The sequence below is a fragment of the Aureibaculum sp. 2308TA14-22 genome, from assembly GCF_040538665.1.
Lineage (GTDB): Bacteria > Bacteroidota > Bacteroidia > Flavobacteriales > Flavobacteriaceae > Aureibaculum.
Window position 1 is genome coordinate 295245 of the sequence record NZ_JBEWXT010000001.1, and the last position, 18636, is coordinate 313880.

Below are 18636 nucleotides of genomic sequence, written 5' to 3' on the forward strand. Positions count from 1 at the left end.
AATTATATTGCAACTATAAATCAACATTTTATGAAAATGTTATAACATATTTCAAAAATTAAACGAATAAAACTAATGAAAAGGAAATTTACAGCAAATTCACGATTAATAAATGATCTTTTTACTAGATATTTGAATACGTATTTTGCTTTTTCTGAATTGTTAAATAATTCAATTCAAGCTTCTGCTGAAAATGTTTGGATTGATATAACCTATTCTAAACCGAGTGAGGTAACTGATAAAGTTATAAAGAAAATTGTGGTTAAAGATGATGGTGTTGGGGTTCACATAAATGATGTCAAAGAAAGGTTATTGAATATTGGTACGGCAAATAAAGTTGACGGTAAAGGGATTGGAAGGTTTGCTTCGCTTCAAATTGGTAAAAAAGTAGAAATTGAAACCATTGCCTATGACTCTGATGATGATACATACTCAAAAATTAATATACCATTAGAATATTCCGTTTTCAGCTCTGCACAGAATATTGATGAAATTGAAATAAATACAATAGAAGAAATTTTGGTAGGAGAAAATTACGATACATATTATCAGGTAACAATTACTCAACTGTTTGATTACGTTGAAACTGGGAATTCTATTCGAAACAAAATCACAGCAAAATTCTTAAAAGAGAATCTTCCTTTAGCTCTTTTTGAGAGTTATCCAATGCTAATATTTAACAAAAAGGTTAATTTTCATTTGAATAATAATGTAATAAATCCTAGTAGTTTTATTGATGGAGATCCTACCAATAAAATTATTGATTATAAAGATAGAAAAGGGGTAACACATCAAATAGAACTAAACGCTATCAAACTGAAGTCTACATTAGATAAAAGAAAAGTCTTTGTTACTTCAACAAATGCTGGAGTCAAAACCATAGTTACAGGATATGAATTTGATGCTGATTGGCTAAATCCTCAAATCGGAGATTGGTTTGTTTATTTGAATATTGATACTCTGCCAACAAATTTGTTCAGAAACTTAGATATGGGAGATCTAGACCCAGTTGTATCTCATTTCAGAAAACATGTTAAAATAATAGTAAGCGACTTTTTTAGAGTACGAAATCAACAGTACGAGAATTTTCAAGATAAATTACATTCTGATAAATATTACCCATATAAGAAACATAACGGCAGGCAAAAGATTATTTCTAAAACTATAGTATTTGATAAATTAGCTTATATAGTTGAAGAAAAATATCAGGTTCTTCAGAATGATCAAAAATTGCGTGAAGTTGTTTACCCTCTTATTGATAGGGCAATAGGAAATACAGATATTACTGAAGTATTAAAGTCAATACTAAAATTGAGTGATGACTTTATAGGAAAATTCAGACAAATAATGGACCGAGCAGATTTAGAGGATCTATTATTATTTAATGAAAAGGTTGTAAATAAACTACAATCAATTTCTTTTTTGGAAAAATTAATTTATACAGATATATCTAAACACGTTAAAGAGAGGACGGAATTGCACAAAATACTTGAAAATATGTTGTGGGTTTTTGGCGAAGAATATAATGATTCAACAAATTTGTTATCAGATAAATCACTTTATAAGAATTTATTCGACCTAAGAAATAAAGTAATGAAAACTGAAATTTCTAAGAAAAAAAATGACAACGTCATAGAAAGTGTAAAAGGTAAATCTAAATCAATAACGGACTTATTCTTATACAGTGAAAAAATTATTGATGAAGACAAAAAAGAAGTTTTGATAGTTGAATTGAAAGCTCCAAGAGTTAAAATTGGGCATAAAGAAATTGAACAAGCTCAAAAATATGCGTACGAAATTGAGAATCAAGGTAGTTTTTCAGATCAATTACATTATACTATTATCTTGGTAAGTTCAGATTTAAATGCACGAGGTAAACAGCAATTTAAAGGGGCTAATAAAGCGTTTAATCATCCATATTTGTTTTGGAAGAATGAAAATGAAAATATTTCAATTTGGATTGTAAAATGGTCTGATTTATTTTATAATTTGAAACGTAAGCTTAATTATATGTCGAAAGGATTAAAAATAAAGGATAATTCAGTTCTTGAAACTATAAAGGAAGAATTTTCGACACTTGAATTAACGAAGTTAAGATCGCATTTAAAAAAAGTATCGGTGAACTAGAAACCAGCTTAGAATCCACCCAATAATAGTTCTTTCATATTGAACGTTCCCAGGAATTTTTAATAGTTAATAAAAAAATATGATCCAGGAAAAACACCTCTATAGAATTCTATTTCTAGTCTCAGTATTTCTCTTACTGATTAACGACTTATACCTAAAATATGAATACCATAATTATCTGACAGGTAAGTTGTCCGATTTTGCAGGCTTATTTGCCTTTCCTTATTTTTTTAGTTGTTTTTTTCCGAAAAGAATCAAGTCCATTTACATTTTTACAGCACTTTTATTTGTGTTTTGGAAATCAGAATTTTCACAATCGCTTTTTGACATTGCTCACGCTAACGGAATTGGTATAAATCGCGTGGTAGATTATTCAGATTTATTTGCCCTATTTATGTTGCCTTTCTCATATCAGTATTGGAATTTGGAGTTTAAAAGTGTTACTAAAATCAATAAAATATTTAAACCCATAATTGTTGGGATTTGTTGCTTTGCGTTTATTGCCACATCACAACCTAGAATGTCGCATAGTTATGATATGAAATCAGATTTCGAAACCATCATAACCTCAGAAATTGATTCCATAAAATTAAATAGGTACTTTTATAGACCTGATAATGTGGGTGGATATAGGTTCACAGTTGATATTCCAGAGAGAAGCACTTGGATTGCGACAAAAGTGCAAATAGAGGAACTACCGGACGGTCAATTTAAAGTTAAGTTGGATAGTATTTTGAACTACACTATGACTGGAAACGCCAATTTTTTCTTTAGTAGTAATTTTAATAAAGATGATGTTGAGTATATAGAGAATTTAAGCAAGTCCGATATTGAAAAATTATTTGAAGCTCAATTGAAAACTCAACTGATAGACAAATAACGGTTGTCATGACTAGACATTTATATCTGTCAATTTCATAGATTTAAAAGTTGTAAGTATCCATACCTAAAATGATTAAATACATTATAATATTAATATTCTTATCGTCCTTAATAGGTTGTTCCATAGAATCAAAAAAGATTACTCGCCATCCATTCGAAATTGATAAATCCATATCTGGAATTGATTTATTGGATAATGGATATAGGTGGATGCCAGGTGTTGATGTAATTCTTATTGGTAAAAAAACAAAAGACACTTTAGACTATTATCAACTTGATTTTCCCGTTGAAGAAATTGATGAAGAAGAAGTGCTTGGTATTGAGGATTATGAAGAAGTTAAAATTCAAAATCACGACACAACATCTGTCGAATTAGAAGAAACAATTGACCCTCTTGATATGCCGGACTCCATTTACAAAAGGGAATGGATCTCAGACGAAGGGCTGTATAAAGAGATGTTTAGTAAGGGAATACCAACCACTAGGTATTATTATATCACAATGACTAAGGCAAATCTTGAAAGTTTTATAAAAACTCTAGATGCCTTAAAATATAAATTGAAAAGAAAGAATGAAATTAGCGATTATTATATTGATGAATTTTCAATTGTAAATTTACAGTCAAAAGATACGTTTAGATGTAGCGTAAAGGCATTAGAGGATGGGAGATTAGAATTTATGTCTCAGATATCATTAGAAAATTGAGTATAATAAAAGTCAATGCTCCATAAACCACACAAACATTTCAAACTCTACAAACCATTTGGTATTCTTAGTCAATTCAATTCCAATTGTGAGCGTGAATTGCGAAAAAAACGGTTTTTAAGTGAACTATATAATTTTCCAGAAGGCAGTATGCCGATTGGCCGTTTAGATGAAAAATCTGAAGGCCTATTATTAGTCACCACAGATGGTAAGTTAAGCGATGTCATAAACCGCTCGGGTATAGAAAAAGAATATTACGCCCAATTGGATGGCGTAATTACGAAAGAAGCTATCGAAAAGTTAAAAACTGGAGTTGAAATAGGGCTTAATGGGGAAAAGTATGTTACAAAACCTTGTACAGTTACCAAATTGAATGTTCCTAATTTGCCAGAGCCAGACACTAAAATAAGGCTAGGTAGACATCGTCCCAATTCTTGGATTAGCATTATACTTATCGAAGGAAAGTTTCGTCAAGTTAGAAAAATGACCGCGGCTGTAGGGTTTCCTACGTTACGCTTAGTACGCGTAAGAATTGACACGATAACTTTAAACCTTATGCAACCAGAAGAAGTAATCAGTATGCCCAATTTGCAAAGGTTTATATCCTTTTAACGAGCCTACTAAATATAAACTTCTATCACATACGATGTGGCATTGCTCGTAGTAATTTCTATTTAGTTATTATTCACTAAATTAGTTGTTTAAATTCAAAATCAAGAACCATGAATCCAATTCTAAGAAATATTTTAGCCGTTGTAGCTGGGTGGCTGGGCGGTAGTATTGTAAATATGGGGATAATAAAATTAAGCCATATTATATTACCAATAGAAGGTGTAGATGTAAATGATATGGAAGCTTTTGCAGAAGTTATGCCTACGCTAGGCCCTAAGTATTTTATTTTACCGTTTTTGGCTCATGCATTGGGTACGCTTGTAGGTGCACTAATTGCAGGTGTTATAGCTGCCAACAACAAAATGAAATTTGCCTTAGCCATTGGTGTATTGTTTTTGTTAGGCGGTATTGTAATTAATTATATGTTGCCTGGACCAACTTGGTTTACGGTAGTTGACATACTATTGGCATATATCCCAATGGCATGGATAGGTGGTAAACTAGCCTTAAAGATGTCGAAAACGAATTAAAATTAAAAAACCTTTACTGTAATACATTAATAATAATGATGAAAAACATTAACAGAAGAAACTTTCTTAGAAAAACTTCATTAGCTAGTGCGGCCATAACAATGGCACCAATGTTGGCAAAATCGTCAACCATTACATCTGGAAGGCCAGTAAGGCAAACGTATATGGGCGACTTTGCTGCACCAAAATTAGAAAAAGTGCGAGCGGCATTTATAGGTGTTGGAGCAAGAGGACCGGGACATTTAAAATTCTTTTCTGAATTACCCGGTACAGAAGTGGTTGCAGTCTGTGATCTTTACGAAGACAAAGCAAAAAAATGGGGAGACACCGCAAAAAAAATTGGAGCTGGAGAGCGACATAAAAATATCAAACTCTATTATGGCGGAGAAAATAAATGGAGAACAATGCTAGATGAGGTTAAACCTGATGTGGTATTTGTAGTAACCAATTGGAAAAATCATGCTCCAATGGCCATTGAAGCTATGAAAAAAGGGGCACATGCATTTGTAGAAGTTCCTCTAGCACTTACATTAGATGAAATGTGGGATATAGTTAACACATCTGAAACTACTGGAAAGCATTGCATGATGATGGAAAATGTCAACTATGCAAGGGAAGAATTGATGTATCTAAATATGTGTAGACTAGGTGTGATTGGAGAGCCTTTACATGCTGAAGCTTCCTATATACATGAGCTAAGGGGTCAAATGAATCAGATAGAACGCGGAACGGGTTCATGGAGAACGTATCATTATGCTAAAAGAAATGGCAACCTGTACCCAACGCATGGTCTGGGACCAGTAGCTCAATATATGAATTTAGCACGTACTGAAGATAATTTTGGAAGCTTAGTTTCTTTTTCTACACCTGCTCGTGGAAGAAAATTATATGCTGAAAAAGAATTCCCTGCAGATCATAAATGGAATCAATTGGATTTTAAAGGAGGAGATATGAATACTTCTATCATAAAAACACATTTAGGAAGAACAATTATGATACAGTGGGATGAAACCAGTCCGAGACCTTACTCACGTCATAATTTGATACAAGGTACTAAAGGTACACTTGCAGGCTTTCCTACACGTGTTGCCTTAGAAGGTGGTGTTGAAGGGGCTACTAAAAATCATCACCAATGGGCACAAGGAGAACAGCTGGCATCACTGTATGAAAAATATGACCATCCTCTTTATAAAAGGTTAAATGAAGCGGCAAAAGGAAGTGGACATGGAGGTATGGATGGTATTATGATGTACCGTATTGTTGAATGTCTTCAAGAGGGAATTCCTTTAGATCAAAATGTATATGAAGGATGTTTTTGGAGTGCTGTTTCTCCATTAAGCGAACTTTCAGTAGCTCAAGGAGGAATGCCGCAAAAGTTTCCCGATTTTACAAGAGGTAATTGGAAGGCTACCAATCCACTTTCAATAATAAAGTAATCTGATTTTAGCAATTTGTTATAATCGGATTATTAACTTGCCATGAAGATTGAGAAGATTCAAGGTTTGCTAAGATTGAACTTTTATAAATTCAATTAAAAAATAAAGATAGCCTCAATGAACAAACAAGTTCATCATGACTTAACATTATAATATTGTTAACTATACGTAACCATTTTAAAATTTAAATAAATGAAAACTAAAATTAAATATTTGTCAATTTCAATACTTGCTATGTTACTGTGTACTATTTCGGTACAAGGGCAAACCATTAAAGCCCCAAAAGAATATTCAACGCAAATAGGGAATATGGTTTCTATGCTAGAAGATTTAAAAAGTAGAGTAACCCGAAGTGTTGCCAATCTGAGTCAAGAAGAAACAGATTTTTTATTAGATGATGATGCGAACAGAATAGGTGCTTTAATTTATCATTTGGCAGCCACAGAAAAGTACTATCAACTCTACACTTTTGAAAATAGAGGTTTTAATAAAGAGGAAGAAAAATGGGATACTGCTCTAAGTTTGGGAGGCAATGCAAGAGAAGTATTTAAAGATAAACCTATAAGTTATTACCTCAAAATTTGGGATGAAGTGCGTAACGAAACATTACGTCTCTTAAAAACTAAAGATGACAAATGGTTTGAAGCCAATGTAAAAAGAAGTAATATGAATAACCATTGGGCATGGTATCATGTAATGGAGCATCAGGCAAATCATATGGGTCAAATAAGGTTGATTACTAAAAGAATGTAAAAAATCATACCGTTATTTTGGTTAGAATTTAGTACTTATTTGGTAAATTTATAGTCCGTAATTTTAAGATTATCAAACATGCCTAGACCAAAAACGAAAGCCGAACTGCTAGATTTGAGTCAAAAGAATTTTAGAAAACTAAATGACTTTGTTGACTCTTTTTCTGACCAAGAACAACACACTGATTTTCCAAAAGGTACCTTGAACCGCAACATCAGAGATGTCCTTGCACACTTACACCATTGGCATTTAATGTTCTTAGATTGGTATAAAGTGGGCATGAGTGGAGAAAATCCTGATATGCCTGCCAAAGGTTATACCTGGAAAACATTACCAGATTTAAATAGGGTTATTTTTGAAAAGTATCAGGATACTAATTTGGAAACTTCCAGACAACTATTCAATGATTCATTTAATAAAATTCAAAAGCTAATAGAAAAACATACTAACGAAGAGCTTTTTGAAAAGAAGAGATATAAATGGACGGGTACAACTTCATTAGGTGCTTATCTTATTTCAGCTACAAGCAGTCATTATGATTGGGCTTACAAATTGATTAAAAAAGTAAAAAAATAGAATTAATAGAGATGTTAAAATGATAACATATATAGCAATTTTAAGAGGTATAAATGTTGGTGGGCATCGCAAAATTTTAATGGCAGATTTAAAATTGCTTTTAAAAAAGATAGGTCTAAAAGATTGTACGACATACATACAAAGTGGAAATGTGGTTTTTTCTTCAAATATGTCTTCAAATGAAATAGAAAAAGCAATCAAAGAAGCCATTTTTAAAAAATATGGTTTTGATGTACCCGTTCTGATCAGGACGACTGATGAAATAGAAACTGTTTTTAGTAGTAATCCTTTTTTGCCTAAAGAAACGGATATAAATAAATTGTACGTAGCTTTTTTGGCAGAGAAACCACTTAAAGAATATTTAGAAAAACTAAAGGCAATACATTTTGAAGATGCAAATTACCAGATAATTGGTAATCATGTTTACATTTGTTACGATACTAAAGTTAGCAATTCCAAGCTCACAAATAATTTAATAGAAAGTAAATTAAAAGTAACAACTACCATTAGGAATTGGAAAACGGTTACAAAACTTTTGGAAATGAGTACCAAATTATAAAATCATGTCTGGTCACTTCAATGCATTTAAAAAGAGACAAAAATCTAACGAATCTCATAAATCTTCATTACGGAATAAAATCCGTACAAAGAAAAAGCACTTAGTGGAAGATTCTAACTATGCTAAAGATGAATTTGATTTGCCTGATGTGTCTAAAACGGAATTAGAGCAGATAAAGGAAGAAATAAGAACTAAGATTCAAAAAGAAAAGCGAACACGATTTATAATTACGTTAGTAGTTACAATGGTAATACTTACAGTTATTATTTTCCTTATCAGAAACATTTTCTAATTAGTATCTTCCTCTTTCAACTGATTCCAAACTTTAATTTCATCACCTTTAGAAATTCCTTCTTTAACTTCCACTTGAATGCCGTCACTAACTCCAAGTGTAATATCTTTTCGTTCAAATTCATTGCCATTTTTAATCTCAACAAAAGGAGCTTTTGTGTCTTTGTCAAATTGTACTAATGCTTCTTTTATTGCCAATACACTATCGGCTCTAGCCAAAATAATGGAAGCATTAGCACTTAAGCCCACTCTAATAAAAGTACTGTCCTGTTTTTTTAGAATACCTTCTATTTCAAATTGAATAGCTCCATTTTCCAAATTTCCCTTAGGTGCAATATAATCTAGTGTGGCGTCAAAGACTTGATTTTCAACGGCTCCAACAGTAATCTCTAGCGGCAAGCCTTCTTTTACTTTACCAACATCTGACTCATCAATTTTGCCTTCAAAAATCAATTTGTTTACATCAGCTAATGAAGCTATGGTAGTACCCTCATTAAAATTGTTACTCTCAATAACTTGGTTGCCAACTTCTACAGGTACTTCTAACACCATGCCTGAAACGGTAGATCTAATTAATGTGTTTGCTGAGTTGCCTAAACCACGCGTAGAACCAGTTCTTACAATTTCGTAATTTTGATTTGCTGCATTATACGATTGTTTTGCTTGATTATAAGATACTTCTGCTTGTTCTAATTCTTGTCTGGAAATAACGCCTTTATCGAACAACCCTTTTTGACGATCGTAATTTCTTTTTTGATCATCTAAAACAATTTTGTTAGACTGAATTGCATTTCTAGCATTGTTCACTGATGATGCATTAGGGATAACTTTAATTTTTGCAATCAAATCACCTTGCTTAACATTGTCCCCACCTTTAACATAAATTTCCTGAATAACTCCTGAAATATTGGGTTTAATCAATACTTCTTCTATCGGAAGTATACTACCTGTTGCCACTGTTTTTTTTACAATGGTTTGTGTAGAAGGTTTTTCTGTTTCATATACAACAGGGTCTTCAGCATTTTTTGTGTACAAATAGTACATTGCTGCTGTAAATGTTATAACTATAAAAAGTAATATAAAAATGGTTATTGATTTTTTCATTGGTAATAATATTTAATTTATTCTGTTCTTAAAGCTTCTATTGGTCTAACTTTTATGGCATTTTGTGCTGGGATAAATCCTGCCAATAACCCTGAAATAATTAATATGGTCAAAGCGGAGGTTACTACTCCTAAATTTACACTTGGGTTAGCAAACATATCTACCGGGCCACTACTGTCTATGGCAAAATTAATGAGGTATATAAGTAATGATGCAAAAACAATACCCGCCATACCTGAGATGATTGTTAAAAATACTGACTCGGTAAGTATTTGTCCTCTGATATTCCAAGGAGAAGCCCCTAATGATCTTCTGATTCCTATTTCTTTGGTACGTTCTTTTACAACAATTAGCATAATATTACTAACACCAATTACCCCGGATAACAAAACCATGATACCTACAAAATAGGCTATAACCCTTATTGCAGTAAACAGACGTTGTACTCTGCTATATTCTTCGTGCAAATCAAAATGACCTATCGCCCTTTCATCTTCTGGATGGATTTTATGATTCTTTCTGACAATAGTAAATATATTTTCTTTTATATCAGTTATGGGTTTGCCATCAACGGCAGTAATTGCCATCCAGCCCACACGGTTCCCCATGTTAAATGCTTGAGAAAAAGCGGTAAAAGGAATGAATATTTGTTTTTGAGCTTCCTCACCGTCACCACCTGATGATTTCTTCTTATAAACACCAATAACCATAAAATTTACACCTTGAATTTTTATATATGTACCCAATACATCTTCATCTTTTTCATACAAACTGCTTTTTACACCCCTACCAATAATAGCTACTTTACGAGTGTTGTTGATATCATTATGATTAATAAATCGTCCTTCTATAATGTCCATTGGTTCTTGCTTTATGATTTCAGGATAATCTCCATATACGTCAAAAGCTCCGGTATTAAGACCTCTTACTACATTATTAGCTCCATTGAATCCACCCAATTGATTACGTGGAGAAACATATAATAAATTTGAAACATTATTTTTAATGTCTTTAACATCAGAAAGTTTGTAGTTAAATCGCCTGTCTTTTGGCATGCCTTGGTAAGCTTTTGTCGCTGTTCTTGTCCACATAAACATAGTGTTGGTAGCGGTATCTCCAAATTCAAGGTTTACTCCATTTTCAAATCCTTTGCCCGCGGCAAGCAAAATTATAAGTATGAAAATACCCCAAAATACCCCAAAAGCCGTCAAAACGGTTCTGAACCAATTGCTAGATAGTACTTCTAATATTTCGCTCCAACGGTCTCTACTAAACATTATTCATCTCTTAAGGCAACTATAGGTTGAACTTTTGCTGCTTTCCAAGCAGGGAAAAATCCAGCAATGGCTCCAGCAATTATTAATAAAATTACCATAGTCATGGCAATTGAAAAGTTTACAGTTGGGTTTGATACGTAGTCTACTTCTATGTTAGGACCTAAAATTTCTAATAAACCCATACTGAGTATTAGTCCGGCAAAACCTGAAACCGCAGTTACAAAAATAGATTCGTGTAAAATCATTCCAATAATTGACATTGGTTTGGCTCCTAATGCTTTTCTAATGCCTATTTCTCGTGTTCGATCCTTAACAATAATCAACATAATATTACTAACTCCAACAACACCCGCTATAATCGTACAAATACCTACAAACCAAAAGAATAAAGAAATATTATTGGTTAATGTAAAAAAGCGTTTTGCTTCTTCTTGAGCATTATATATTCCTATAGCGTTATCGTCTGGTGCTATTTGGTGGGTTTTTTGTAAATACTGTTTTAATTTATCCGTAAATCTTTTAGATGCAAATACTGACTCGTCAAAAGTTTCTTGAGGGGTTAAGGTAAAAGACATATTTGCCATTCTGTTTTTACCGTTAAAAACATTTTGAGCAGTAGTTCTAGGTATGTAAATTCGGTTCTCTTCACGCTCGCCACCTTCATCGGTATATACGCCCACAATTTTAAAGTTGATTCCCGAAATTTGAAGGCTCTCTATTAAAGGATTTTCAACCTCCTTCATTAATTCACGTTTTATTTTTTTACTGATAATAACTACTTTTTGTAGTTTGTCCATATCAATTTGATTTAGAAAACGTCCTCTTATCATTTTTACATTTTCAATTTTTTGATAATCAGGACTCACACCTTGAATGCCATAAGCTCCAGACTCTTTTTTGTAGTTTATTGAAGCGTTCCAAACTCTAAAAACACCAGATTTATATTCTATATCATCAGCAAAAATTGTGGAAGCATAATCAAGATCTGAGTTGCGTAGATGAATTGATCTTCCAGGATTTAACCCGTTGTGTTCTTTTGTGGTGACTTCGGTCCATACCCAAACTCTATTAATGGCATCTCCTTCAAATTCTTTACGAATACCATTTTCAAAACCCTGTCCAAAACCTAATAAAATTACCAATATAAAAATACCAGAAGCCACTGAAAGTCCAGTAAGAAACGTTCGCAATTTATTTTTGCTAATGGTTTCAAATATTTCTTGCCAACGGTCAATATCAAACATTTGGTGTGGTTTGTTTAAAGTGATTTTAATAAAAGTAAATCTACCTTTTATAATAGACGCTTCTTAGTATAGGTTTGTTACATAAGTACTGAGAAATATTGAATTTTAACGTTTTGCGGATTTTTTAATAAAAAAAACCACGCTTTTGGCGTGGTTTTTATGAATCCTCCAGTATAAATTCAAATAATAGTGGATTGGCCAATATGAATATTGTGATAATTCATATTTGTATCTTCTGGGTAATTGATAAAGTCAGCAATAAAATCACCAACTTTTGTTGTAGTAATTTTAGAATTTGGTAAAATATCTGGTGTAGCTATTTTTAATTCTAACGATTTGTCAACCGCTTTATGGATTAAAGCAGCTTCTTCAAATAACTCAAAATGTTCCAATAACATTGCCGCTGATAAGATTGAAGCAATAGGATTGGCTATTCCTTTGCCTGTTGCTTGAGGATAGGAACCATGAATAGGTTCGAAAACCGCATGTTTTTCTCCCACAGATGCTGAAGCTAATAAACCAATAGAGCCACCAATAACACTTGCTTCGTCAGAAATAATATCACCAAATAAATTGTCCGTTAAAATAACGTCAAATTGTGTAGGGTTTAATATCATTTGCATTGCGGCATTATCAACAAACAGATAATCAAGTTTTACATCTTTATAGTCTTTGGCAATTTCAGTAACTACTTTTCGCCACAATCTTGAAGATTCTAATACATTGGCTTTATCAACTAGTGTTAATTTTTTTCTTCTATTTTGAGCGGCTTTAAAGGCATTATGGGCAATACGCTCAATCTCATAAGCACTATATTCTCCTAAATCTGAAGCAGTTTTGCCGTCTTTACTTATTTTTTTCTCACCAAAGTAAATACCACCGGTTAGTTCACGGTATATAGTCAAATCTGCTCCTTTAATAATTTCTTCTTTTAAAGGAGATTTATCCAACAATTGTTCAAAAGCCCTAACAGGTCTAATGTTTGTGTATAGGCCTAAATCTTTTCGCATTTTTAGTAGTCCTTGCTCAGGTCTAACTTTTGCAGATGGGTCATTATCATATTTTGGATCACCAATAGCACCAAAAAGCACGGCATCGTTTTTTAAACAAAGATCCAATGTTTTTTGGGGGAAAGGTTCACCAGTTTTATCGATAGCCACAGCACCGACCAACGCTTCTTTAAAAATAAAAGTATGATTGAACTGATGAGCAACTGCTTCTAATACTTTTTTGGCCTGCTTGGTGACTTCTGGTCCTATACCATCACCAGGTAAAACGGCAATATTTAATTTCATATATCAATTTTTAAGCAACAACAGTATGTTTTATGCTACTAGTTTTAATAATTTCGTGAATATCATCATCACCTATCTCTTTTCTTTTATCTGCAAAATTTAAAAAGATAGGATAAACTTCGTCCAATTGGATTTTAGTCAGTTCGTAACCTACTTTTTTAGCTCTGTACGCCAAAGCGGCTCTTCCGCTTCTTGCGGTTAAAACAATAGCAGAATCGGTTACACCAACATCTTTTGGATCAATAATTTCGTAAGTTTCTCTATTTTTAATCATTCCATCTTGATGAATGCCAGAACTGTGAGCAAAAGCATTAGCACCTACAATAGCCTTATTGGGTTGCACGTGAATACCCATATTTTCAATTACCATTTGACTAGTGTCGTATAATAATTGGGTGTTAATTCCAGTATCTAAATCCAAATATGGATGTTGCTTTAAAATCATTACCACTTCTTCTAAAGCAGTATTTCCGGCTCTTTCGCCAATTCCATTTATGGTACATTCAATCTGTCTTGCACCATTAATAACTCCCGCAATTGAATTAGCAGTTGCCAAACCTAAATCGTTATGACAGTGGCAAGACAAAATGGCTTTATCAATTCCTTTTACATTTTCTTTCAGGTATTTCATTTTAGCACCATACTCCTCAGGCAAACAGTAGCCAGTTGTGTCTGGAATGTTTAATACCGTTGCCCCAGCTTTAATTACAGCTTCACAAACCTGTGCTAAATATTCATTATCGGTTCTACCGGCATCTTCAGCATAAAACTCAACATCTTCTACAAAAGATTTTGCATATTTTACAGCATCAACTGCACGTTCTATAATCTTTTCTCGGGTTGAATTGAATTTATGTTGAATATGAGAATCTGAGGTGCCAATACCTGTATGAATTCTTGGATTTTTTGCATATTTTAAAGCTTGTGCAGCAACTTCAATATCTTTTTTTACTGATCTAGTCAATCCGCAAACGGTAGCATTTTTTACTAGTTTTGAAATTTCTTCGACTGATTTAAAATCACCTGGACTAGAAATAGGAAATCCCGCTTCGATAATATCAACGCCTAATTCGTCTAAACGCTTTGCAATAACCAATTTTTGTTCTGTATTCAGCTTACAGCCAGGCACTTGCTCTCCATCTCTTAGCGTAGTGTCAAATATTTGAACTTTATCTTTGCTCATTTTTTAATGATATATTTCTTTATTAATGAACGAATTTATATTTTGCTGTGTTTTTCTATGTAAAATATAATGTATTTTTACAATGCTTAACCCAAAAAAAATATATTTAAGTTACTGATTATAAATTTAATAGCACATTATTTGTTACAATGACTAGCCCACAAAAAGATAATTTATTTGTTTTAGTAAAATCACTATCAAAATCAGAAAAAAGACAGTTTAAATTATATGTTGGTCGTCTTGGTGGTAATACCGATTCTAAGTTTTTAGCCCTATTTAATTTGTTGGATAAATTGAATAAATATGATGAGAAATCTATCTTAAAAAGCGGTATTGTAAAAAAAGCACAACTTTCTAATTTAAAAGCACATTTATACAAGCAAATTTTAATTAGTTTACGCTTAAATCCATTACATCAAAATACAAGAGCTCAGATAAGAGAGCAGCTAGATTTTGCAACAATTCTCTATCATAAAGGGTTGTATAAACAAAGTTTAAAGTTATTAGATAAAGCTAAAAATACCGCAATAGCAAATGAAGAAAAAATACTGGCTTATGAGATTGTTGAATTAGAGAAAGTTATTGAATCTCAATATATTACAAGAAGTATAAGCAATCGTGCTGATGAACTTACCGAGCAGGCAAAAATGTTGAGCATTCAGAATACAATTACCAGTAAGTTGTCAAATTTATCTTTGCAATTGTATGGAATTTTATTAAAATCTGGCTATGCTAAAAATAATAAACAATATCAAGAAATTACTGATTATTTTAATGCGAGAATGCCAAAATTTAAACTTTCTGAGTTGGGATTCAGAGAAAAACTTTGGCTGTATAAATCGCAACTATGGTATAGCTTTTTAACTCAAGATTTTTTAAATTCATATAAATACGCAAGCAAATGGGTCGATTTGTTTTTGAAAAACGAAAGTATGATTCGTTTAAATCCTGTGTTTTTTTTAAAAGGATACCACTATTTATTAGAATCACTTTTTTACACACAATACCATTCCAAATTTAAAAAAGCACTTAGTAAGTTTGAATCCACAATTGACCGTGAGGGTCTTTTGCCAAACGAAGATAATGTGAATGTGTTGAGTTTTATGTATCTATTCAGTAACAAGCTTAACTTACATTTTTTAGAAGGTACTTTTAAAGAAGGTCTGCCTTTGGTCGATGAAATCTTAAAAGGAATAAAACAATATAAAGATAGGATTGACGATCATCATATTATGGTATTTTACTACAAAATAGCTAGTTTATATTTTGGTGCTGGAAATTGTAAAAAATGTATAGAATATTTAGATAAAATCATCAATAACAAAACACTAGAAATGCGAGAAGATCTGCTCTGTTTTTCTAGAATATTGAGTTTGTTTGCTCATTACGAAGTTGGGCTAGATTACCATTTAGAGGTACAATTAAAAAGCACTTATAAGTTCTTGTTAAAGATGAACGAACTGAATGAGGTGCAAAAAGAAATGATTAAATTTTTAAGAACTATAGGCGATGTTTATCCTCATGAGTTTAAAAAAGAATTTATAAAATTACACACTACGCTGAAGCAATATGAAGATGATCCTTACGAGCGTAGAGCTTTTCTGTATTTAGATATTTTGTCATGGTTAGAAAGTAAAATAGAAAACCGACCTATTGATGAAATTATTCAAGAAAAGTTTAGGTTAGCGAAGCGATAATATTTTAAACACAACTTTTCCAAATTGCATCATCAGGTATATCACCAATAACTGAAATTAATTCCTTGCTTACGGGATGAGTAAATTCAATAGCCCTGGCATGCAGACTAATTCCACCGTCGGGATTGCTGCGTTTGGCACCGTATTTTAAATCGCCTTTTATTGGCGATTTTATAACGGCCAATTGAGCTCTAATTTGATGGTGTCGTCCCGTTTCTAAATCAACTTCAAGCAAAAAGTAATTATCTAACGCTTTTATAAGTTGATAATGTAATATGGCTTTTTTCGCTTCTTGAGTCGGATTTGGAAATGCGGTTGATTTATTATTCTTGGGATTCTTTTTTAGATAATGAACTAACGTATCTTTTTCCTTTTCAGGTTTGTTTTTCACAATAGCCCAATACGTTTTTTTAATCTGCTTATCACGTAACATCTTGTTGAGACGCTCCAATGCTTTTGAAGTTCTAGCAAAAATAACGATACCACTTGTGGGTCTATCCAAACGATGTACAACGCCTAAAAAAACATTGCCTTTTTTATGGTATTTGTTTGCAATATATTGTTTTGTAATTTCACTCAATGGCGTGTCACCTGTTTTGTCACCTTGAACAATATCGCCCACACGTTTATTGATGATAATGATATGATTATCTTCATATAAAACCTGTAAATTGTCTTTGGTTGATTTCATTTGATAGCACTCTTAACTACAAGTTTTCCATCTTAGAACTATGATTGTCCGATTTCATAACTTCATTTAATTCTCCAATGTAATTCAGTAATTCCTCTCTACCATCTTTACTTGTAGCAGAAGTAACAAAAATTCTTGGAATCGCACCCCAACCAGCAGCGAGCATTTTGTTTTCAAAAATTTGCAGATTTCTATTGATAATTGAGGGTTTTAGTTTGTCGGATTTTGTAAAAACCAACATGAAGGGAATTTCGTTTTCACCTAAAAAACGCATAAATTCTAAATCTACTTTTTGCGGTTCGTGACGACTGTCAACCAATAAAAAAGTACAAATTAGTTGTTTTCTATTTAGAAAATAATCAGCAATAAACCCTTGAAAAACTTTACGTTTACTTTTAGAGACTTGGGCATAGCCATAGCCTGGTAAATCAACTAGAAACCACTCATTGTTTATCTTAAAATGATTAATTAATTGTGTCTTACCTGGTTTTCCAGAAGTTTTAGCCAATTTATTTCGATTGACCAACATATTTATAAGTGAAGATTTTCCTACATTAGATCTGCCAATAAAAGCATATTCAGGAATTAAATCTTTTGGGCATTTTTTTATGTCTGTATTGCTGATTACAAATTCAGCAGTCTTAATTTTCAAATTTTTTTTATTATCATTCCGAGGTACGAGTAATCTTATCGTCGTATCGAAAAAAGTTATTTGATTTTTTTACGTGTTCCAAATTCCCTGTTTTATGAAGGGCTAGTCCCGATAGCTATCGGGAGGACTTTATTAAAGTTTCTCCTTATTCAACCAGTCTTCCAAATACTCATTAAACTTTTCTGGATGCTCCATCATGGGTGCATGCCCACATTTGTCAATCCAGTATAACGATGAATTTGGGAGTAATTCGTTAAATTCTTCTGCAACTTCTGGTGGAGTTACGGCATCATTTTTACCCCAAATTAATCCTGCAGGCAGCTTCATATCGGGTAAATCTTTAGACATATTATGGCGTATCGCACTTTTGGCAATAGCCAAAGTTCGTATCAATTTATTTCTATCATTGATGCTTTCGTAAACCTCATCAACTATCTCTTTTGTGGCCACTTTTGGGTCGTAAAAAACACTTTCGGCTTTGTTTTTAACATACTCATAATCACCCCTTTTTGGATAGCTTTCGCCCATTGAATTTTCATATAGGCCAGAACTTCCAGTAAGTACAATTCCATCAACTTTTTCAGGATATTGTTTGGTGTAGTACAATGCAATATGACCACCTAAAGAGTTGCCCAATAAAATATAGTTGTCCAATTTTTTATGTTCAGTAAAACTTTTGATGAACTTTGCTAAATTCTTAACATTTGTTTTTAAAATAGGAAGTTTGTAAATAGGTAATTCTGGCATTAAAATTTTATACCCTTTTGAGGAAAAGTATTCAAATACGTTGTCAAAATTACTTAGGTTGCCCATTAATCCATGCAAAATAATGATGGGTCTTCCTTCTCCAGCTTCTAAATAATTAAATTTTCCTTCTTGCTTGTAATCGTATCCCATTAAGTAAAGTTGTTTTGGCTTTAATACAAAAATAATGAATTTGGATTAAAGTACCACAATTCTCTAAGACGACACGCTTTTTACTCCTGAAAAAAGCAGCTATTTTTTTAAATACTTATAAATCA

The 18636-nt window shown here is 32.4% G+C and carries 20 protein-coding genes; 11 read left to right on the forward strand and 9 right to left on the reverse strand.

Features of this window, described 5'->3' with window-relative positions:
• Window positions 1-75 precede the first annotated feature (75 nt).
• Both U5A88_RS01270 and U5A88_RS01275 read left to right on the forward strand, forming a co-directional pair.
• Window positions 76-2127: an ATP-binding protein gene (locus U5A88_RS01270; protein ID WP_354203229.1), complete on the forward strand. Its 2052-nt coding sequence runs from the start codon at window positions 76-78 to the stop codon at window positions 2125-2127.
• A gap of 79 nt (window positions 2128-2206) precedes the next feature.
• The gene (locus U5A88_RS01275) at window positions 2207-3007 is read left to right on the forward strand and encodes a hypothetical protein (protein ID WP_354203230.1); all 801 of its coding nucleotides are present in this window, start codon (window positions 2207-2209) and stop codon (window positions 3005-3007) included.
• A 43-nt stretch (window positions 3008-3050) separates the two neighbouring features.
• On the opposite strand, the gene U5A88_RS01280 is transcribed toward U5A88_RS01275, so the two are convergent.
• Window positions 3051-3182, reverse strand: coding sequence for a hypothetical protein (locus tag U5A88_RS01280; protein WP_354203231.1), 132 nt, complete (start codon window positions 3180-3182; stop codon window positions 3051-3053).
• Window positions 3183-3198: 16 nt separating this feature from the next.
• Between U5A88_RS01280 and U5A88_RS01285 the strand changes: the two genes are divergently transcribed.
• From U5A88_RS01285 to U5A88_RS01320, 8 genes are all read left to right on the forward strand, one after another.
• The gene (locus U5A88_RS01285) at window positions 3199-3714 is read left to right on the forward strand and encodes a hypothetical protein (RefSeq protein ID WP_354203232.1); all 516 of its coding nucleotides are present in this window, start codon (window positions 3199-3201) and stop codon (window positions 3712-3714) included.
• A 15-nt stretch (window positions 3715-3729) separates the two neighbouring features.
• Entirely contained in the window at window positions 3730-4326 is a 597-nt protein-coding gene (locus U5A88_RS01290) for a pseudouridine synthase (protein ID WP_354203233.1), read from the forward strand.
• Between the two features lie 110 nt (window positions 4327-4436).
• Window positions 4437-4856 carry a hypothetical protein gene (locus tag U5A88_RS01295; RefSeq protein ID WP_354203234.1) on the forward strand — a complete coding sequence of 140 codons (420 nt, stop codon included), beginning with the start codon at window positions 4437-4439 and terminating at the stop codon, window positions 4854-4856.
• 38 nt (window positions 4857-4894) lie between these two features.
• Entirely contained in the window at window positions 4895-6292 is a 1398-nt protein-coding gene (locus tag U5A88_RS01300) for a Gfo/Idh/MocA family protein (protein ID WP_451963462.1), read from the forward strand.
• A 192-nt stretch (window positions 6293-6484) separates the two neighbouring features.
• Entirely contained in the window at window positions 6485-7045 is a 561-nt protein-coding gene (locus tag U5A88_RS01305; protein ID WP_354203236.1) for a DinB family protein, read from the forward strand.
• Window positions 7046-7123: 78 nt separating this feature from the next.
• Window positions 7124-7621: a ClbS/DfsB family four-helix bundle protein gene (locus U5A88_RS01310; protein WP_354203237.1), complete on the forward strand. Its 498-nt coding sequence runs from the start codon at window positions 7124-7126 to the stop codon at window positions 7619-7621.
• A 19-nt stretch (window positions 7622-7640) separates the two neighbouring features.
• A complete protein-coding gene (locus U5A88_RS01315) occupies window positions 7641-8180 on the forward strand; it encodes a DUF1697 domain-containing protein (protein WP_354203238.1) in 540 nt (179 codons plus the stop codon).
• A 4-nt stretch (window positions 8181-8184) separates the two neighbouring features.
• Window positions 8185-8472 carry a hypothetical protein gene (locus tag U5A88_RS01320; protein ID WP_354203239.1) on the forward strand — a complete coding sequence of 96 codons (288 nt, stop codon included), beginning with the start codon at window positions 8185-8187 and terminating at the stop codon, window positions 8470-8472.
• Here the strand turns inward: U5A88_RS01320 and U5A88_RS01325 are convergent.
• From U5A88_RS01325 to U5A88_RS01345, 5 genes are all read right to left on the reverse strand, one after another.
• The gene (locus U5A88_RS01325; RefSeq protein WP_354203240.1) at window positions 8469-9575 is read right to left on the reverse strand and encodes an efflux RND transporter periplasmic adaptor subunit; all 1107 of its coding nucleotides are present in this window, start codon (window positions 9573-9575) and stop codon (window positions 8469-8471) included. The genes U5A88_RS01320 and U5A88_RS01325 overlap by 4 nt on opposite strands.
• Window positions 9576-9592: 17 nt before the next feature.
• The gene (locus tag U5A88_RS01330; protein ID WP_354203241.1) at window positions 9593-10852 is read right to left on the reverse strand and encodes an ABC transporter permease; all 1260 of its coding nucleotides are present in this window, start codon (window positions 10850-10852) and stop codon (window positions 9593-9595) included.
• Window positions 10852-12096 carry an ABC transporter permease gene (locus U5A88_RS01335; protein WP_354203242.1) on the reverse strand — a complete coding sequence of 415 codons (1245 nt, stop codon included), beginning with the start codon at window positions 12094-12096 and terminating at the stop codon, window positions 10852-10854. The genes U5A88_RS01330 and U5A88_RS01335 overlap by 1 nt, the downstream gene beginning before the upstream one ends.
• 179 nt (window positions 12097-12275) lie before the next feature.
• A complete protein-coding gene (gene leuB / locus U5A88_RS01340; protein ID WP_354203243.1) occupies window positions 12276-13391 on the reverse strand; it encodes a 3-isopropylmalate dehydrogenase in 1116 nt (371 codons plus the stop codon).
• A 10-nt stretch (window positions 13392-13401) separates the two neighbouring features.
• Window positions 13402-14574, reverse strand: coding sequence for a 2-isopropylmalate synthase (locus tag U5A88_RS01345; RefSeq protein WP_354203244.1), 1173 nt, complete (start codon window positions 14572-14574; stop codon window positions 13402-13404).
• 149 nt (window positions 14575-14723) lie between these two features.
• On the opposite strand from U5A88_RS01345, the gene U5A88_RS01350 reads away from it, so the two are divergent.
• Window positions 14724-16271 (forward strand): hypothetical protein, encoded by a 1548-nt coding sequence (locus U5A88_RS01350; protein ID WP_354203245.1) that lies wholly within the window; start codon window positions 14724-14726, stop codon window positions 16269-16271.
• A 4-nt stretch (window positions 16272-16275) separates the two neighbouring features.
• On the opposite strand, the gene U5A88_RS01355 is transcribed toward U5A88_RS01350, so the two are convergent.
• The 3 genes from U5A88_RS01355 to U5A88_RS01365 form a co-directional block, all read right to left on the reverse strand.
• Entirely contained in the window at window positions 16276-16962 is a 687-nt protein-coding gene (locus tag U5A88_RS01355; protein ID WP_354203246.1) for an RluA family pseudouridine synthase, read from the reverse strand.
• A 16-nt stretch (window positions 16963-16978) separates the two neighbouring features.
• A complete protein-coding gene (gene yihA, locus U5A88_RS01360) occupies window positions 16979-17614 on the reverse strand; it encodes a ribosome biogenesis GTP-binding protein YihA/YsxC (protein ID WP_354203247.1) in 636 nt (211 codons plus the stop codon).
• Window positions 17615-17746: 132 nt separating this feature from the next.
• Window positions 17747-18511, reverse strand: a complete 765-nt coding sequence (locus U5A88_RS01365; protein ID WP_354203248.1) for an alpha/beta fold hydrolase — start codon at window positions 18509-18511, stop codon at window positions 17747-17749.
• Window positions 18512-18636 lie beyond the last annotated feature (125 nt).

Bases quoted from the DNA above. Each gene is read 5' to 3' on its own strand.
- U5A88_RS01325 (WP_354203240.1), bottom strand. From the start codon at position 9,575: ATGAAAAAATCAATAACCATTTTTATATTACTTTTTATAGTTATAACA.
- U5A88_RS01330 (WP_354203241.1), bottom strand. From the start codon at position 10,852: ATGTTTAGTAGAGACCGTTGGAGCGAAATATTAGAAGTACTATCTAGC.
- U5A88_RS01305 (WP_354203236.1), top strand. From the start codon at position 6,485: ATGAAAACTAAAATTAAATATTTGTCAATTTCAATACTTGCTATGTTA.
- U5A88_RS01355 (WP_354203246.1), bottom strand. From the start codon at position 16,962: ATGAAATCAACCAAAGACAATTTACAGGTTTTATATGAAGATAATCAT.
- leuB (WP_354203243.1), bottom strand. From the start codon at position 13,391: ATGAAATTAAATATTGCCGTTTTACCTGGTGATGGTATAGGACCAGAA.
- U5A88_RS01300 (WP_451963462.1), top strand. From the start codon at position 4,895: ATGAAAAACATTAACAGAAGAAACTTTCTTAGAAAAACTTCATTAGCT.
- U5A88_RS01280 (WP_354203231.1), bottom strand. From the start codon at position 3,182: ATGGATTTATCAATTTCGAATGGATGGCGAGTAATCTTTTTTGATTCT.
- U5A88_RS01290 (WP_354203233.1), top strand. From the start codon at position 3,730: ATGCTCCATAAACCACACAAACATTTCAAACTCTACAAACCATTTGGT.
- U5A88_RS01345 (WP_354203244.1), bottom strand. From the start codon at position 14,574: ATGAGCAAAGATAAAGTTCAAATATTTGACACTACGCTAAGAGATGGA.
- U5A88_RS01270 (WP_354203229.1), top strand. From the start codon at position 76: ATGAAAAGGAAATTTACAGCAAATTCACGATTAATAAATGATCTTTTT.
- U5A88_RS01315 (WP_354203238.1), top strand. From the start codon at position 7,641: ATGATAACATATATAGCAATTTTAAGAGGTATAAATGTTGGTGGGCAT.
- U5A88_RS01310 (WP_354203237.1), top strand. From the start codon at position 7,124: ATGCCTAGACCAAAAACGAAAGCCGAACTGCTAGATTTGAGTCAAAAG.
- U5A88_RS01295 (WP_354203234.1), top strand. From the start codon at position 4,437: ATGAATCCAATTCTAAGAAATATTTTAGCCGTTGTAGCTGGGTGGCTG.
- U5A88_RS01320 (WP_354203239.1), top strand. From the start codon at position 8,185: ATGTCTGGTCACTTCAATGCATTTAAAAAGAGACAAAAATCTAACGAA.
- U5A88_RS01275 (WP_354203230.1), top strand. From the start codon at position 2,207: ATGATCCAGGAAAAACACCTCTATAGAATTCTATTTCTAGTCTCAGTA.
- U5A88_RS01335 (WP_354203242.1), bottom strand. From the start codon at position 12,096: ATGTTTGATATTGACCGTTGGCAAGAAATATTTGAAACCATTAGCAAA.
- U5A88_RS01350 (WP_354203245.1), top strand. From the start codon at position 14,724: ATGACTAGCCCACAAAAAGATAATTTATTTGTTTTAGTAAAATCACTA.
- U5A88_RS01365 (WP_354203248.1), bottom strand. From the start codon at position 18,511: ATGGGATACGATTACAAGCAAGAAGGAAAATTTAATTATTTAGAAGCT.